Origin of the sequence: Rhodoplanes sp. P11, from assembly GCF_964266735.1 — a bacterium.
GTDB classification, from domain to species: Bacteria; Pseudomonadota; Alphaproteobacteria; order Rhizobiales; family Xanthobacteraceae; genus Rhodoplanes; species Rhodoplanes serenus.
The window spans coordinates 251,014-266,305 of the sequence record NZ_CAXWGY010000019.1 but is presented as its reverse complement, the minus strand read 5'-3'; the positions used below and the strand labels follow the sequence as shown (position 1 = coordinate 266,305).

General features: G+C 70.0%; 14 protein-coding genes. 5 read left to right on the top strand and 9 right to left on the bottom strand.

The features are described 5' to 3' along the window. Positions 1-203: 203 nt before the first annotated feature. Positions 204-2,495, bottom strand: coding sequence for a bifunctional (p)ppGpp synthetase/guanosine-3',5'-bis(diphosphate) 3'-pyrophosphohydrolase (locus tag ACFQUV_RS20355; protein ID WP_129608253.1), 2,292 nt, complete (start codon positions 2,493-2,495; stop codon positions 204-206). Positions 2,496-3,038: 543 nt separating this feature from the next. Further along, positions 3,039-3,446 (bottom strand): DNA-directed RNA polymerase subunit omega, encoded by a 408-nt coding sequence (gene rpoZ / locus ACFQUV_RS20350; protein ID WP_111388696.1) that lies wholly within the window; start codon positions 3,444-3,446, stop codon positions 3,039-3,041. Between the two features lie 323 nt (positions 3,447-3,769). On the opposite strand from rpoZ, the gene ACFQUV_RS20345 reads away from it, so the two are divergent. Both ACFQUV_RS20345 and ACFQUV_RS20340 read left to right on the top strand, forming a co-directional pair. Beyond that, complete coding sequence (locus tag ACFQUV_RS20345) at positions 3,770-4,417, top strand: NYN domain-containing protein (protein WP_111388695.1); 648 nt, start codon at positions 3,770-3,772, stop codon at positions 4,415-4,417. A 140-nt stretch (positions 4,418-4,557) separates the two neighbouring features. Further along, a complete protein-coding gene (locus ACFQUV_RS20340; protein ID WP_371851689.1) occupies positions 4,558-5,151 on the top strand; it encodes a uracil-DNA glycosylase in 594 nt (197 codons plus the stop codon). A 52-nt stretch (positions 5,152-5,203) separates the two neighbouring features. Here the strand turns inward: ACFQUV_RS20340 and smpB are convergent, their stop codons facing one another. The 3 genes from smpB to dapA all read right to left on the bottom strand — a co-directional run bounded on the left by smpB (position 5,204) and on the right by dapA (position 7,090). Further along, positions 5,204-5,689: an SsrA-binding protein SmpB gene (gene smpB, locus ACFQUV_RS20335; protein WP_129608236.1), complete on the bottom strand. Its 486-nt coding sequence runs from the start codon at positions 5,687-5,689 to the stop codon at positions 5,204-5,206. Between the two features lie 6 nt (positions 5,690-5,695). After that, the gene (gene mscL, locus ACFQUV_RS20330) at positions 5,696-6,115 is read right to left on the bottom strand and encodes a large conductance mechanosensitive channel protein MscL (protein WP_129608235.1); all 420 of its coding nucleotides are present in this window, start codon (positions 6,113-6,115) and stop codon (positions 5,696-5,698) included. Positions 6,116-6,199: 84 nt separating this feature from the next. Further along, a complete protein-coding gene (gene dapA / locus ACFQUV_RS20325) occupies positions 6,200-7,090 on the bottom strand; it encodes a 4-hydroxy-tetrahydrodipicolinate synthase (protein WP_111388660.1) in 891 nt (296 codons plus the stop codon). 259 nt (positions 7,091-7,349) lie between these two features. On the opposite strand from dapA, the gene ACFQUV_RS20320 reads away from it, so the two are divergent. After that, on the top strand, positions 7,350-9,902 hold the full coding sequence (locus ACFQUV_RS20320) for a transglycosylase SLT domain-containing protein (RefSeq protein WP_244601494.1): 2,553 nt from the start codon (positions 7,350-7,352) through the stop codon (positions 9,900-9,902). Positions 9,903-9,945: 43 nt separating this feature from the next. Here ACFQUV_RS20320 and ACFQUV_RS20315 read toward each other — a convergent pair whose 3' ends face one another. Beyond that, on the bottom strand, positions 9,946-10,578 hold the full coding sequence (locus ACFQUV_RS20315) for a TetR/AcrR family transcriptional regulator (RefSeq protein WP_129608234.1): 633 nt from the start codon (positions 10,576-10,578) through the stop codon (positions 9,946-9,948). Between the two features lie 94 nt (positions 10,579-10,672). Here ACFQUV_RS20315 and ACFQUV_RS20310 point away from each other — a divergent pair, with 94 nt between their 5' ends. Continuing rightward, a complete protein-coding gene (locus ACFQUV_RS20310) occupies positions 10,673-11,488 on the top strand; it encodes a crotonase/enoyl-CoA hydratase family protein (RefSeq protein WP_129608233.1) in 816 nt (271 codons plus the stop codon). Positions 11,489-11,650: 162 nt separating this feature from the next. Here the strand turns inward: ACFQUV_RS20310 and ACFQUV_RS20305 are convergent, their stop codons facing one another. Next, a complete protein-coding gene (locus ACFQUV_RS20305) occupies positions 11,651-12,031 on the bottom strand; it encodes a response regulator (RefSeq protein WP_111388184.1) in 381 nt (126 codons plus the stop codon). A 244-nt stretch (positions 12,032-12,275) separates the two neighbouring features. On the opposite strand from ACFQUV_RS20305, the gene aat reads away from it, so the two are divergent. Beyond that, a complete protein-coding gene (gene aat / locus ACFQUV_RS20300; RefSeq protein WP_129608232.1) occupies positions 12,276-12,971 on the top strand; it encodes a leucyl/phenylalanyl-tRNA--protein transferase in 696 nt (231 codons plus the stop codon). A 31-nt stretch (positions 12,972-13,002) separates the two neighbouring features. Here aat and ACFQUV_RS20295 read toward each other — a convergent pair whose 3' ends face one another. Next, the gene (locus ACFQUV_RS20295) at positions 13,003-13,944 is read right to left on the bottom strand and encodes a DUF2155 domain-containing protein (RefSeq protein ID WP_280176748.1); all 942 of its coding nucleotides are present in this window, start codon (positions 13,942-13,944) and stop codon (positions 13,003-13,005) included. Between the two features lie 256 nt (positions 13,945-14,200). After that, positions 14,201-14,617, bottom strand: coding sequence for an NADH:ubiquinone oxidoreductase subunit NDUFA12 (locus ACFQUV_RS20290; RefSeq protein WP_111384376.1), 417 nt, complete (start codon positions 14,615-14,617; stop codon positions 14,201-14,203). Between the last annotated feature and the right edge of the window lie 675 nt (positions 14,618-15,292).

Here is a 15,292-nt window from a genome sequence, read left to right as displayed (position 1 = left end):
CCGACGGCGCCGGAACTCCCTATCTCCGCGCGCGGGGAGAGGGTCGGGTGAGGGCCGAGCCGCCAGCGGGAGAGAGCCGAAAGAGTGCCGCTGCGCCCGGCTCTCGACGAGGCCCCCTCACCCGGATCGTATGCCTCCGGCCGACGATCCGACCTCTCCCGGCCTGCGGGGAGAGGTCCTGAAGCGCCGCGGCGGCGAGCTCCCTACCCCATCACCCGGTCGACCTTGGCCACCACGGTCTTGGCCCGCAACTGCGAGATGATCCCGGTGAGGTGCTTGAGGTCGTAGACCTCGAGATCGATGGTGAGCCGACTGAAGTCGGGCGACGACCGGCTCATCCGCAGGTTGTCGATGTTGCCGTCGTGGTCGGCGATCACCTGGGCCACCTGGGCGAGCGAGCCCGGCTCGTTGACCGACTGCACCGCGATGCGGGCCGGGAAGCGCTGCGGGCTCTTCTCGTCGATGTCCCAGCGCACATCCAGCCAGCGCTCGGGCTGCTCCTCGAAGGCGGTCAACGCCGGCGACTGGATCGGGTAGATGGTGATCCCCTCGCCCGGCGTCATGATGCCGACGATGCGGTCGCCCGGCACGGCGCCGCCCTCCGGCGCGAAGCGCACCGGCAGGTCGGAGTTGATGCCGCGGATCGGGATCGCCTCCAGGCCGGACGAGCCCGGCACCTGGAACTTGACCGATTGGCCCTTCTTGAGCCCGAACCAGCCCTTGTCGGGCTTGGGCACCGCGGTGGCGCGCTCCTCCTTGTAGTCCGGGTACATGGCGCGGACGACGTCGGACGCCTTGATCTCGCTGCGGCCGACCGCCGCGAACACGTCCTCGATGTTGGCGCGGGCGAGACGCGGCAGCGCCCCGGTGAGCTTCTCGGCCGAGTACTCGCGCTTGGCGCGCTGGCACAGGCGCTCGACGATGCGGCGGCCGAGCTCGGCATACTGGGCCCGCACCGCGACCCGCGTGGCGCGCCGGATGGCGGCCCGCGCCTTTCCGGTGACCACCACCGACTCCCACGCGGCCGGCAGCACATTGGGGCCGCGGGCCGTGAGGATCTCCACCTCGTCGCCGTTGTGCAGCTCGGAGATCAGCGGCGCGATCTTGCCGTTGATCTTGCAGCCGACCGCCCGGTTGCCGATGTCGGTGTGCACCGCGAAGGCGAAATCGATCGGCGTGGCGCCGCGCGGCAGCGCGATCAGCTTGCCCTTGGGACTGAAGCAGAACACCTGGTCGTGGAACAGCTCGAGCTTGGTGTGCTCGAGGAACTCCTCCGGATTGGAGCCGACCGCCAAGAGCTCGATGGTCCGCCTGAGCCACGCATAGGCGCTGGACTCGCGCGTCAGCATCTCGGAGGGCGAGCCGATGTCGTCCTTGTAGAGGGCGTGGGCCGCGATGCCGTACTCGGCGATCTCGTCCATCTCCTCGGTGCGGATTTGCAGCTCCACGCGCTGGTTGCGCGGCCCGATGACGGTGGTGTGGATCGAGCGGTAGTCGTTCTGCTTGGGGGTCGAGATGTAGTCCTTGAAGCGGCCCGGCACCACCGGCCAGGTGGTGTGGACGATGCCGAGCGCCTGGTAGCAGTCCTCCACGGTCGCCGTGATGGCGCGGAAGCCGTAGATGTCGGAGAGCTGCTCGAAGCCGAGCGCCTTGCGCTCCATCTTGCGCCACACCGAATAGGCGTGCTTGCGGCGGCCCGACACCGTCGCCTTGATGCCGCGGGCCGCGAGCTTGGAGGTCAGCTGCTGCTCGATCTCGGCGATGAGATCGCTGTTGCGGGCGGCCAGCCGCTCCAGCCGCGCCACGATGACCTTGTAGGCATCGGGTTGCAGCTCGCGGAAGGCGAGGTCCTCCAGCTCGCTGCGCATCTCGTGCATGCCCATGCGGCCGGCCAGCGGAGCGTAGATGTCGATGGTCTCCTCGGCCACGCGGCGCCGCTTGTGGGCCGGCATGTAGACGAGGGTCCGCATGTTGTGCAGGCGGTCGGCGAGCTTGACCAGCAGCACCCGCACGTCCTCGGCGATCGCCAGCAGGAGCTTGCGTAGGTTCTCGGCCTGCTTGGCCTCGCGCGACACTAGCTCTAGCTTGGCGAGCTTGGTCAGCCCCTCGACCAGATGGCCGATGTCGGGGCCGAACAGCGCGTCGATGTCGATGCGGGTGGCGTCGGTGTCCTCGATGGTGTCGTGCAGCAGCGCCGCCGCGATGGTGGCGTCGTCGAGCTTGAGGTCGGTGAGGATCGCGGCCACTTCGAGCGGGTGCGAGAAGTAGGGGTCGCCCGAGGCGCGGCGCTGCTCGCCATGCGCCTTCATGGCGTACACATAGGCGCGGTTGAGCAGATCCTCGTTGGTGTTCGGATTGTACTTGCGGACGCGCTCGACCAGCTCGTACTGGCGCATCATCCGCTTGGCCGGCGGCGGAGGCGGCGGCTCGGCCGGCGCCGCGAGGCCGATGGGCGCGGCGTCGCGCGGCGCCTGGTTCGGCGCTTGAACCTGCATCCGCGGCAGATTGGTGACCGGCGGACCCACCTCGCCTCCTCGTCTGTCGAACGGCGCCGCGCTCACGCGACCCCGCCGTCGTTCATCGTCGTCTCGTGGAGCGCTGCCGCTCCGGACCAACGCGGCTCCGGACCAACGCCGTCGCCGCAGGACTGCTCCCGCCGGCACCACGCCCCTGCCCGCCCGGCCGGCCGTCGAGGCGTATCGAGTCGAGACTGCACCGAGTCGAGACTGCATCGAGTCGAGGCCGTCGCGAGTGGGGCCGCATCGATCGCCACCCGAACGGCCCACCGGCGGCCGAACACGACCGTCACAATAACATGTGGGACGCCCTCGGCCGCAACACCAACATCTTCGTCCGACGACGAAAAACCGCAGCCGGCTCGCCCCGTTCAAACGCGAAGCCGGTACCAGAGAGGCCGGCTCAACAGGCCGGCTGAAACGCAGGAGCCGGCGCGCCTCGCGGCCCGCCGGCTCCCGAACTCGCTGCTAGCCACTCGTCCCAGGCCGCGCGACAGCGGCCCCGCCGTCGCGGCGCGGCCGCTATTCCTCGTCGTCGGCCTCGACCGGCTCCGGCCGCTCCTCGGGCGGGGCGAGACCCTCGAGCCCCTTGAGCAGCTCCTCCTCGGTCATCCGCTCCATCATCACCTCGGTGTCGTCGGCATCGACGCCCTCGCTGCCGGCGCCGATGAGCGGGATCGCCTCGGGCTCGGGCTCGTCGACCTCGACATACTTCTGGAGCGAATGGACCAGCTCCTCCTTGAGGTCTTCCGGCGAGATGGTCTCGTCGGCGATCTCGCGCAACGCGACGACCGGATTCTTGTCGTTGTCGCGGTCGACCGTGATCTGGGCGCCGGACGAGATCATGCGGGCGCGATGGCTCGCCAGCAGGACGAGCTCGAATCGGTTACTGACCTTGTCGATGCAGTCTTCGACGGTGACGCGGGCCATGCGGGGGCGGTCTCCTGAACGGAATGCCTGTTGGGTTGGCTCTCTCGTAATGATCCGGCCCGAGAAGTGCAACGGCTTGCGAGGAGGATTGCGTTTTTTTATGCGGTATTCCCGCCGTGAATTGACTAGAAGATAGGGCCTGGACCAGATATGTCATTGTGGTAACGGAATTGGATGCCGCGCTTGCTTCTGCGTCGCAAGCGAAACGGCCAGATTTTCGGCCGCGACCATCCGAACGGTCCAATATGGCGTGGTGACGCGATCAGACTGGACGTGCGTCTTTCTTCGACGCGCGACCCCCATAACTAAGTAACGAGAGCATCATGGCAGTGCCTAGCGAAAAGATCGCCTTATTCATCGATGGCGCGAACCTCTACGCGACGGCAAAGTCGCTCGGCTTCGACATCGATTACAAGCGACTGCTGCGTGAGTTCCAGGGCCGGGGTTACCTTCTTCGTGCGTTCTACTACACAGCGGTTGTCGAAGACCAAGAATACTCGTCGATTCGCCCCCTGATCGACTGGCTGGACTACAACGGCTACACGGTGGTCACCAAGGCCACCAAGGAATTCGTCGACCAGACGGGCCGACGCAAGGTGAAGGGCAACATGGACATCGAGCTCGCGGTCGATGCCATGGAGATCGCCGGCAACATCGACCACATGGTGCTGTTCTCCGGCGACGGCGACTTCCGGTCCCTGGTGGAAGCGGTGCAGCGCCGCGGCGTCCGCGTCACCGTGGTGTCGACCATCTCGACCCAGCCCCCGATGGTGGCCGACGAGCTGCGGCGGCAGGCCGACGTGTTCCTCGACATCGTCGAGCTGCAACCGAAGATCGGTCGCGATCCCGGCGAGCGGGCCGAGCGGGCGGCGCGCGAGTCGCGGCATACGCCGCAATTTCTTCAACGCAGCACCCACCCGCGCAACACCGAGCCTGCCCCGGCCAGCTCCAGCTCGTTCGACGAGGACTGATGGCCGGAGCGGTACCGGGCCGGGCGGCCGGGAGAGCCGGCAGCCCCGCCCCGACAAGCCGTGAGGCCGACGGGACCGTCGCGGCCGCGGCGGAGCCCGATCGCGACTGCCCGCGCTGCCCGCGGCTGGTCGAGTTCCGCATGAGGTGGCGGGCCGAGCGGCCGGACTGGCGCAATGCGCCGGTCCCGTCCTTCGGGCCGGCAGACGCCCGGCTGCTGATCGTCGGCCTCGCACCCGGCCTCCAGGGGGCCAACCGCACCGGCCGGCCGTTCACCGGCGACTATGCGGGGCACCTGCTCTACGCCACGCTGCGTGATTTCGGCTTCGCCCGCGGCACCTACGAGGAGCGGCCGGACGACGGGCTGACGCTCGTCGATGCTCGCATCACCAACGCGGTGCGCTGCGTGCCGCCCGAGAACAAGCCGACCGGGGCCGAGATCGCCACCTGCCGGCCGTTCCTGGTCGCCACCATGGCGACCATGTCGCGCCTGGCCGCCGTCGTCACGCTGGGACGCATCGCCCACGACAGCCTGATGACGACACTCGGCTGGAAGAAATCCGCCCACCCGTTCGGCCATGGGGCCGTCCACGCCGGCACCGGACCCGCCGGCACGCCGCTGACCGTCTTCGACAGCTATCACTGCTCCCGCTACAACACGAACACCGGGGTGCTGACCGAGGCGATGTTCCGGTCAGTGTTCGCGGCGGTGCGGCAGCACCTCGACGGCCGCTGAGCTACCGCAGACGCCGCGTTCGTTCGGAACGGGGCCGGACACGAACTGAGAGTCAGCCCTTCACGCTGGCGCGCAGCAGCCGGCCCTTCTCACGGTTCCAGTCGCGCTTCTTCTCGGTCTCGCGCTTGTCGTGCAGCTTCTTGCCACGCGCCAGCGCCAGCTCGACCTTGGCGCGGCCGCGCTCGTTGAAATAGAGCTTGAGCGGCACGATGGTCATGCCCTCGCGATCCACCCCCTGAGCCAGCCGGGCGATCTGACGGCGATGCAGCAGGAGCTTGCGGGGCCGCTTGGGGGCGTGATTGTTGAACGGGCCGGCCTGCGTGTATTCGGGGATGTTGGCGTTCACCAGCCAGATCTCCCCGCCCTTGGCGTCGGCATAGGATTCCGCAATGGTCGCCCGGCCTTGGCGCAGGGACTTCACCTCCGAGCCGAGCAGCGATATGCCGGCCTCGAGGGTGTCGCCGATCTCGTAGTTGAAGCGCGCCTTGCGATTGTCGGCGACGATCTTGCGGACGGGCTCTTTGGGTTTCTCGGCCATGGGCGGTCAGCTCTGGCGCGCCTTGAGGAGGTCCCGGATCTCGGTCAGCAGCTCCTCCTGGCGCGGCGGCGTCGGTGGCTTGGACGGCTCGTCGTTGCGCAGGCGATTCATCAGCTTGACCACCAGGAACAGCGCCCAGGCGACGATCGTGAAATTGATACAGAGTGTCAGGAAATTCCCCCAAGCCAATACCGCACCTTGCTTCTTCGCCTCTGCGAGCGTGTCCGCAGTGACCTTGGAGGAGAGCGGCAGGAAGTAGTTCGAGAAGTCGAGGCCGCCGGTCACGGCACCAATCAGCGGCATGAACACGTCGGCGACCAGAGACTGCACGATGTTGCCGAAAGCCGCCCCGATGACGACGCCGACCGCCAGATCGACGACGTTGCCGCGGACGGCGAACTTCTTGAACTCTTCGACGATGGGCATGGGCGGGGGTCCCGTGCGGTCGATGCCGGGCGCGGCGGCCCGCCGGCGACGACCGGCGCACCTCGCCCGCCTTGGCGGCAGCAGCTAGTTGATCAGCCCGGCATGCACCATGGCGTCGCGGACCGCCGCCTTGGTCTTCTCCGAGACCGGCACGAGCGGCAGCCGCACCGCCTCGGGGCAGCGGCCGAGCAGCGACAGCGCGTACTTGGCGGGCGACGGATTGGTCTCGATGAACAGCGCCTGGTGCAGCGGCAGCAGCTTGTCCTGGATGGCGAGTGCGGCGGCGTAGTCGCCCTTCAGGCAGGCGCTCTGGAACTGGGCGCACAGCCGCGGCGCCACGTTCGAGGTCACCGAGATGCAGCCGTGCCCGCCATGCGCCATGAAGCCGAGCGCGGTGCCGTCCTCGCCGGAGAGCTGGTTGAAGTCCGGCCCCATGGCGGCGCGCTGCTGGGAGACCCGCAGCACGTTGGCGGTGGCGTCCTTGACGCCGGCGATGTTCGGCAGCTCGAACAGCCGCGCCATGGTGTCGACCGACATGTCGATCACCGAGCGGGCCGGGATGTTGTAGATGATGATCGGGATCGAGACGGCGTCGTTGATCGCCTTGAAGTGCTGGTAGAGCCCTTCCTGGGTCGGCTTGTTGTAGTAGGGCGTGACGACCAGGACCCCGGCGGCGCCGGCCTGCTCGGCGTGGCGGGCGAGCCCGATCGCCTCGGTGGTGGAGTTGGAGCCAGCCCCGGCGATCACTGGCACCCGCCCCTTGGCCTGGTCGATGCACCACTCCACCACCCGGTGATGCTCCTCGTGCGACAAGGTGGGGCTCTCGCCGGTGGTGCCGACCGGGACGAGGCCGTTGGTGCCCTCGGCGATCTGCCAGTCCACCAGGCCGCGGAACGCCGCCTCGTCGAGGCCGCCGTTCTTGAACGGCGTCACCAAGGCCGTGAACGATCCTCGAAACGTGCTCTTGGCGGCCATGACTGCAACTCCCCCGGCGCCCGGCGGCGCGATGCGGCCGGCGAACACCCGGCGCAGATCCAATATGGTGTCCTTGATATCGGGTCGCAGCCGGCGAAGAAAGCCCGAACGCAGCCGCCCCGGGCCGCGGCGCCCCGCCCTCCTCGCCGGTGCCGCGATTGCGTCGAAACATGGCCACGTTCAGCCCCGATTAGGGACTTGTTAACGAGAGCGACCGGAAGGTCGTCGGGGCAGGTCTGAACAGACCGGGGGGACGGCCGTGGTCGCTGGCTATCGTGGATTCCGCCTGCCGGCGTTCCGGCAGACCGTGTCGATCCTGGCACTCGTGGCGCTGCTCGGCACCGGCGCGCTCGGGGCTGCGGTTCCGGCCGCCCTCGCCGCCCCGCCCGAGAAGCCCGCCGCCAAGCCGGCGGTCGATCCGAAGAGCGCCAAGGCTCCGACGAACGCCAAAACTCCGAACAGCGCCAAGCCGAGCGCCGCCAAGCCGAGCGCCACCGACACAAAGGCAAGCGCCAGCAAGCCGGCGGCCTCGAAGGCCGCGGCCAAGTCCGATCCCAAGGGTACGGCGAAGGACACCGCGAAGAGCACGACCAAGGGCGCCGCCAAGGACGCGAAGGCCGACGCCAAGGCGGCGGCATCCAAGTCGAGCGCATCCAAGCCGTCGGCCTCCAAGCCGGCCGCCTCCAAATCCACCCCGACCTCCACGGCCGGCCCGGCCCCCGGGCCGAAGCCGCTGGCCGTGCCGACCGCGGCCCGCTCCGCCTCGGCGGTGGCGACCGTGCCGGCGGCGCTGCGCGACGGCGACGCTACGGCTTCCACCGGCGCCGGGGTGCCGAGCCTGGCGGCGGTCCCGCCGGTGACCACCGAGCCCCTCGCCTACACGCCCTCGCGCGCCACCGGAGCGGCCGACCTGTCGGCCGTCAAGCAGGCCATCAATGCGGCACGCCGCGGCCGCACCTCCGAGGCGACCGCCTTGCAGGCCGGCATGAGCGATCCGCTGGCCAAGAAGCTCACCGAGTGGGCGGTGCTGCGGTCGAACGACAACGGCGTCGGCTTCGCCCGCTACGCCGCCTTCGTCGACGCCAACCCGACCTGGCCGAGCCTCGGCATGCTGCGCCGCCGCGCCGAGAACATGCTGTGGACCGAGAAGGCCGATCCGGCCACGGTGCGGGCCTTCTTCAACGGCAACCGACCGCTCGGCACCCGCGGCAAGCTCGCCTATGCGCGCGCCCTGCTGGCGGGCGGCGACCGTGCCAACGCCCAGGCGCTGGTCCGCGAGGTCTGGCGGGAGGACTCGTTCGGCCGCGATCTCGAGGACGAGATCCAGGAGACCTTCCCGGGCCTGATCACCCGCGCCGACGACAAGGCGCGGATGGACCGGCGGCTCTATGAGGAGGACGACTTCGAAGTCGCCATGCGGGCGGCCCAGCGGCTCGGCGGCGTGGAGCCGGCGATCGCCAAGGCCCGCAAGGCGGTCAGCGACAAGGCCGCCAACGCGAAGGCACAGCTCGACGCGCTGGGCGCCCGCAACGACGCCGGCCTCGCCTTCAGCCGCATCCAGTGGCTGCGCCGCAACGACCAGTACGAGGAGGCCGCCCGGTTGATGCTGGCGGTGCCGCGCGACATCGGCGACGGCCACGACACCAACGAGTGGTGGATCGAGCGGCGGCTGCTCGCCCGCAAGCTGATCGAGCTGAACGAGCCGAAGTCGGCCTATCTGGTGGTGCGCAACGCCGCGCCGCCCGAGAAGGAGAACTATCAGGTCGAGCACGAGTTCATGGCCGGCTGGATCGCGCTCCGCTTCCTCAACGATCCGGCGACCGCCAGCCGCCACTTCGCCCGCATCGCGGCCACCGGCGTGAAGAACCCGATCTCGCTGTCGCGCGCCGGCTACTGGCTCGGCCGCAGCGCCGAGGCGGCGGGACGCCGCCAGGAGGCGCGCGCCCATTACGAGCAGGCGGCCCGCTACAGCACCGCCTATTACGGCCAGCTCGCCCGCGGCCGGCTGGGGCTCGGCGAGATCGCGCTCAAGTCGCCGCCGGCGCTCTCGGCCGACAAGCGCGCCGCCCTCGCCCGGCTCGAGGTGGTGCGGGCCGTCGAAATTCTCTACGCCATCGACGAGCGCGATCTGGTGATCCCGTTCGTGGCCGACCTCGCCGACCGCACCACCGACGTGGCGGCCCTGACCGTGCTGGCCGAGCTCTGCGCCAAGCACGACGATGCGCGCGCCGTGCTGCTGATCGGCAAGACGGCGCTCGGCAACGGCCTGCCGCTCGACCACGCCGCCTTCCCGACCATCGGGCTGCCGCGCTATTCGTCGATCGGCCCCGAGGTGGAGGCCGCCGTGGTCTACGCCATCGCGCGCCAGGAGAGCGCCTTCAATCCGAAGACCGTGTCGACCGCCAATGCGCTCGGCCTGATGCAGGTGACGCCCGCGGCCGGCCGCTACATCGCCAAGAAGCACGGCGTGACGTTCGACCAGAAGCGGCTGCTCCACGACAAGGTCTACAACATGCAGATGGGCGCCGCCGAGCTGGGCGGCAACATCGAGGCGTACAACGGCTCCTACATCCTCGCCTTCGCGGCCTACAATGCCGGGCGTGGCCGGGTGAAGGAGTGGATCGAGCGGTTCGGCGATCCGCGCGACCCGCAGGTCGACGCGGTCGACTGGGTGGAGCGCATCCCGTTCTCGGAGACGCGCAACTACGTCCAGCGCATCATGGAGAACGTCCAGGCCTACCGGGTGCGTTTCGGCGGCGGCACCAAGCTGCTGATCGAGGCGGATCTGCGCCGCGGCGCCCAGGTGAACTGAGAGACCGTAGCGGAAGGCCGCGCCCGCCGCCGCGCCACCGACCTCAATCGGTTCCCGCCGGCCGCCGTGTCGCGCCGCCGCGCTTCGCCGGCCGACGGCCGCGGGCAGCAGCCACCAGAGCGACGGCGGCCTCCCCGGCCGTCTCGGTGTAGCTCGGATCGCGGTGCATCAGGCCGACCGCGAACGCGCCGTCCATCAGCAGCACGATCTGGCGGGCGAGCGTCGCGGCGGGCTCGGGCGCGATCCCGTCCGCCACGAAGCTGTCGCACAGCCAGGCCTCCACCTTCTTCTTGTGGGCGCTGCCGATCCGGATCGCCGGATGGCCCGGCATCGCGGCCAGCTCGGCCGCGGTGCGCAGGAAGCCGCATCCCCGCCATCGCGGATGCCGCGCCGCGCGCGCCAGGTTGGCGAACAGGCCGCGCACCTTGTCGGGCAGGTCGCCGGGCGTCTCCTCGAACCAGCGGCGGAACAGCGCGAGATTCGGCTGGTCGCGCTCCGCCAGATAGGCCGCGACGAGATCGTCCTTGCTGCGGAAATGATAGTAGAGGGTGCGCTTGGTGACCCCGGCCCGGGCCGCTACGGCCTCGAGGTTCACGGCCCTGATCCCCTCGGCATAGAACAGCTTGGCAGCGGCGGTGAGGATGCGGTCGATGGTCGGCTCGGCGGCGCGCGGCATCCGGAAAGTATACTCACCAGTGAATATACAACAAGGGGCCGGGCACCCTACCCTCGCGGTCCTGAGCAACAGGCAGAACGCGAGGAGATCCCCGATGCACACCCCCCGCCAGTCGCCCGCCGTCGCCCCGGTGCTCGTGAGCCTCGACGACGGCATCGCGCGTCTCACCCTCAACCGCCCCGACAAGCTGAACGCGCTGAACTACGCCACCATCGACGCCCTGATGGCGCACCTGGACGCCATCGAGACCGATCCGGCGGTGCGCGCCGTGGTGCTCACCGGGGCAGGCGACCGCGCCTTCTCGGCCGGGGGCGACATTCGCGAGTTCTCCGGAAGCGTGGCGCGCGGCGTGGCGGCCGCCACCCAGGAGTTCGTGCGCCGCGGCCAGGCGATGACGGCCCGCATCGAGGCGTTCCCCAAGCCGATCATCGTCGCCGTCAACGGGCTGGCATTCGGGGGCGGCTGCGAGATCACCGAGGCGGCGCATCTCGCCATCGCCAGCGAGCGGGCGCTGTTCGCCAAGCCGGAGATCAGGCTCGGAATGCCGCCGACCTTCGGCGGCACGCAGCGGCTGTCGCGGCTCGCCGGCCGCAAGCGCGCCTTGGCGCTGCTCCTCACCGGCGAGCGGTTCTCGCCGGCGCAGGCGCTGGAGATGGGGCTGGTCAACGCCGTGGTGCCGCACGACGAGCTGATCCCGGCGGCCAGCGACCTCGCCCGGCGGATCGTCCGACACGCGCCGCTCGCCGTCAGCGCCGTCATCACGGCGGTGACACGCGGCCTCAACATGGGGATCGCCGAAGGACTTCAAGTGGAGAGCGAGCAGTTCGCCCGCATGGTGCCGACCGCCGACCTGGCCGAAGGGCTCGCGGCCTGGATCGACGGCCGGGAGCCGCTTTACCAGGGACGTTGACAGTACGCCGCCGTCGAAACCAACGAGGCGGCGCACCTCTCCGGTCCGCCGCCTCGTTGTCGAGAGGGATTGCGATCGACTTCGATCGGGATGAGCGGTCACCGCGCGATGGCGACCGACGAGTGATCGAGCCGGGCGGGCGAGCGCCGCGCCCGCCGGCTCTCACGCGGGGGCGAGCGACGCCACCATGGCGCAGACGTCGCGCGGCGCATAAGGCTTCGGGACGAAGGTGGAGCCGGGAACCGGATCGGGCACGCCCCGCAGTGTGCCGGACGCATACAGCACGGCGAGCTCGGGCCGCATCTCACGCGCCCGATGGGCCAGCGCATTGCCGTCGACCTCGCCCTCGATGTTGATGTCGGTGAACAGCACGTCCACCGGGGTGCCGTCCGCCAGGACCTGCAAGGCGTCGCCCGCATTGGTGGCGGTGTAGACTTCGAATCCGTGCTCCACCATGGCGTCCTCGATCATCATCGAGATGAGGATCTCGTCCTCGACGAGAAGCACGCGGGGCGGACGACTTCGGTGACAACCCGTACTCATGGTCGGACTCCTGCCCCTGTTGTCGCGTGGCGCCGAGACATCTCGACGAATTGATTCAAATTGTGGGAAAAGGCTACATATCGGCCGGTTACCGAGACGTTAATGACCAATCGCGCTGATCTTCACGAACCAGTGAAGACACGACAAACGGGTATCTCATAACCGGCGACGCTGACATCGGCGACACTGACGTCAGCGATATCGATACCGGCGACACACGGACACGGCGCAGAACGAACATCCCATGGCTCGTCGCGATTCCGCCTCGGTCGAGATCACGCCCGAGGTGCTGCTCAAAGCGTATGCGTGCGGCATCTTCCCGATGGCCGAGAGCGCCGACGACCCTGCGCTGTACTGGATCGAGCCGGAGCAGCGCGGCGTCATCCCGCTCGACGGCCTGCGGATCTCGTCGCGGCTCGCCCGCACGGTGCGCTCGGACCGCTTCCACGTCGTCGCCGACCGCGACTTCGAGGCGGTGATCGACGGCTGCGCCGAGCCGGCCCCGGGCCGCATGCGGACCTGGATCAACGCCCGCATCCGCCGGCTCTATGGTCGGCTGTTCGAGGTCGGCCGCGCCCACACGGTCGAGGTCTACGACGGCGACGCGCTGGTCGGCGGCCTCTACGGCGTCAGCCTCGGCTGCGCGTTCTTCGGCGAGAGCATGTTCCACCGCGAGCGCGACGCCTCGAAGGTGGCGCTGGTGCATCTCGTGGCCCGGCTGCGGGCGGGCGGCTACCGGCTGCTCGACACCCAGTTCGTCACCGAGCATCTGCGCCGCTTCGGCGCCGTCGAAGTATCTCGCCGCAACTATCAGAAGCTGCTCGCCAACGCCCTGATCGGCGAGGCCGACTTCAACGTCCTGCCGGTGGCCGAGCCGATTCCCGGCGCGCGCGCGCTGGCGCTGGCCTGTCCGGCGACGCCGATCGGCTCCGGCGACTGATCGACGTCGCGTGAGGCCGGGCGGCGGAGCGCTATTGCGGCCGCGGCAGGGCCGGCACCGCCTGGGCGGGCGGCGGACGGGGTTGCCGCTGCTGCTGCGAGGGTTGGCGCTGGCGCTGAGGGGGTGCGGCGGCCGGCTGCTGGGCGGTCGCCGCGGGCGGCGGCACCTCGGCGACGGTGGCGGCACCTTTGCAGTCGGACAGCCACACGTCGTAGATCGAGTGCTCCACCCCGTGCAGGCCGGGGCTCGCCGCGAACATCCAGCCGCGGAACAGCTTCTTCATCTCGCCCTGGAGCGTCACCTCGTCGACCTCGACGAAGCCCGTGGTATTGGGCGCCTCGGTGGGCGGCCGCGTGTAGCAGGCGCGTGGCCGCACCTGGAGGGCGCCGTACTGCACCGTCTCGTTGATCGCCACCTCGAACTTGGTGATGCGGCCGGTGATCTTGTCGAGGCCCGAGAACACCGCGGTCGGATTGGGAACCTTCTGGGTCGGCACCTCGGTGACGACCTCCTCGGGCAACGACGGCGCCGGCCCGGAGGGAGCGGGTGCGCCGGCCGGTGGACGCCCCGGCGGGGTGCCGGGCGGCGGCACCGCCGCGGTGCCGGGCGGTGGCGGCAGTGGGCCAGCAGGCGACCCGGGTGGCGCCGCAGGGGCGCCTGGAGGCGGCGGCGCGATGGCGGCGCCGGGGGGCGGCGCCAGCGGTCGCGATTCGAAGCCGCCGAGCCCCGCCCCGGGCCGGCCGCGGGGCGGCGAGACGGCACCCGGCTCGGGCGGCAGCGGATCGTCGTCGGGGAGCGGTGGCAGCGGTTGGAGCGAGCCCGGCGGCGGCAGCGGCTGGCCGCGCGGCACGGCGCCGGGCGGGCGCGGCGGCGGCTCGCCGAAGATGCCGCCGAGCTGGGCGGCCGCCGGTGCGGCGGTGAGCACGCCGGCGAGCAGCACCACGGCGGCCCCGACTCGGCCGGCCGCGGTCACGCGCAGCCCGAGGCGCGACCGCGCGAGGCACGACGGCGCGAGTCGGGACCGTGCCAATCGGAACGGCGCGGGGCTCATCGGCGCGGATCGGGACATGGGCGGCTCGGCGGCGGCTCGACGAGGAGCGTGGGCGGAACGCACGGTGGCGACCGCGCCGGCGCACTTAACACGCGGATTGCGGCACCGAAAGGGAAACACGGGACGACGGCCCTGTCGCGCCCGATCACGCTTCACCGAAGAAGTGGTGGCCCGGCCGTCAGCGGCCCGGCGTCCACGCCTTGTAGTCGCCGGTGGCGGCGGGGCGGCGATTCTGCGCCAGGGTCGAGCCCGGCGGCCGGTAGGCGCCGGGCGTGCCGGTGAGATTCGGCCGATGCGGCTTCCACCATTCGCGCGGCGTGACGGCCTGGCGCGGCGGCGGCTCGTCGACGATCTGGTGAATCCAGGCGTGCCACTCGGGCGGGATGCGCGATGCCTCGGCCTCGCCGTTGTAGATCACCCAACGGCGGTTGAAGCCGAGCGCCGGGCTGATGCGGCCGCCCTTCTCCCGATAGTAGCGATTGCCGAACTCGTCCTCGCCCACCAGCTCGCCATGCCGGGCCGTCCACACCTGGGTGCCGAAGGTCTGGCCGTTCCACCACGTGAAGAAGCGGGTCAGGAAGGTCTTGAGATCCATCGGTCCACCTGCGCGTCCGGGCTGCGGGCGTTCATGCCACCCGCCCGGCGCGATGTCCAGCCGCGCGGCCGCCATGCAGGCCGGCCTGCCTCCTCGGCGGCCGCGCCGGCGGCGAGTCGCGAGTCGAAAAACCCGTCTCGGCTGCCCTCGGCCCTGCCGCACCCGCGGCTCGCGAGTTACACCGTCTCCCGATACCACTCACCGCCTTCACCTCACCGAGAGTTCACAGCCGATTCTTCTGCCGCGTGACGGTCATGCGACACCGGCGGCGGTACCCCGGCCCGCGCTGGCCCGCGACGCTGCGCCGGGGCTTTACAGAATCCAGACCGGATTCCAGCGGGTTGCCGAAGCGTGAAGACAATCCCCACAATTCTCCCCGTTGCCCACCACATTTAGGGGATGATTCAGATCTCGGCGCTACAGCTTGACTGCCTCGCCGGAGTCGGCCTAGCGTCCTGTCCCTGCGGCGCGGCTGGTATCACGTCCTCGCCGGACGATCCCTGAGGCTTGCGACAGTCCTTCACCGGGGCCAAATGGCTCTTGTGGATGCCCTCTGTCGTGCGCGCGCTTCCCCGCGTGCGCTGCCCCGTCGGACCGCCCGGACGGCGTGCCCGCCGAAGCGTGAGCAACGAGTAACGTCAGCGACGAAGGACGCGCAACGAGACCGGGACCGCG

Excerpts from the sequence above, each read along its gene's own strand:
- ACFQUV_RS20355 (WP_129608253.1), bottom strand. The coding sequence starts at position 2,495 with ATGCAGGTTCAAGCGCCGAACCAGGCGCCGCGCGACGCCGCGCCCATC.
- rpoZ (WP_111388696.1), bottom strand. The coding sequence starts at position 3,446 with ATGGCCCGCGTCACCGTCGAAGACTGCATCGACAAGGTCAGTAACCGA.
- ACFQUV_RS20345 (WP_111388695.1), top strand. The coding sequence starts at position 3,770 with ATGGCAGTGCCTAGCGAAAAGATCGCCTTATTCATCGATGGCGCGAAC.
- ACFQUV_RS20340 (WP_371851689.1), top strand. The coding sequence starts at position 4,558 with ATGAGGTGGCGGGCCGAGCGGCCGGACTGGCGCAATGCGCCGGTCCCG.
- smpB (WP_129608236.1), bottom strand. The coding sequence starts at position 5,689 with ATGGCCGAGAAACCCAAAGAGCCCGTCCGCAAGATCGTCGCCGACAAT.
- mscL (WP_129608235.1), bottom strand. The coding sequence starts at position 6,115 with ATGCCCATCGTCGAAGAGTTCAAGAAGTTCGCCGTCCGCGGCAACGTC.
- dapA (WP_111388660.1), bottom strand. The coding sequence starts at position 7,090 with ATGGCCGCCAAGAGCACGTTTCGAGGATCGTTCACGGCCTTGGTGACG.
- ACFQUV_RS20315 (WP_129608234.1), bottom strand. The coding sequence starts at position 10,578 with ATGCCGCGCGCCGCCGAGCCGACCATCGACCGCATCCTCACCGCCGCT.
- ACFQUV_RS20310 (WP_129608233.1), top strand. The coding sequence starts at position 10,673 with ATGCACACCCCCCGCCAGTCGCCCGCCGTCGCCCCGGTGCTCGTGAGC.
- ACFQUV_RS20305 (WP_111388184.1), bottom strand. The coding sequence starts at position 12,031 with ATGAGTACGGGTTGTCACCGAAGTCGTCCGCCCCGCGTGCTTCTCGTC.
- aat (WP_129608232.1), top strand. The coding sequence starts at position 12,276 with ATGGCTCGTCGCGATTCCGCCTCGGTCGAGATCACGCCCGAGGTGCTG.
- ACFQUV_RS20290 (WP_111384376.1), bottom strand. The coding sequence starts at position 14,617 with ATGGATCTCAAGACCTTCCTGACCCGCTTCTTCACGTGGTGGAACGGC.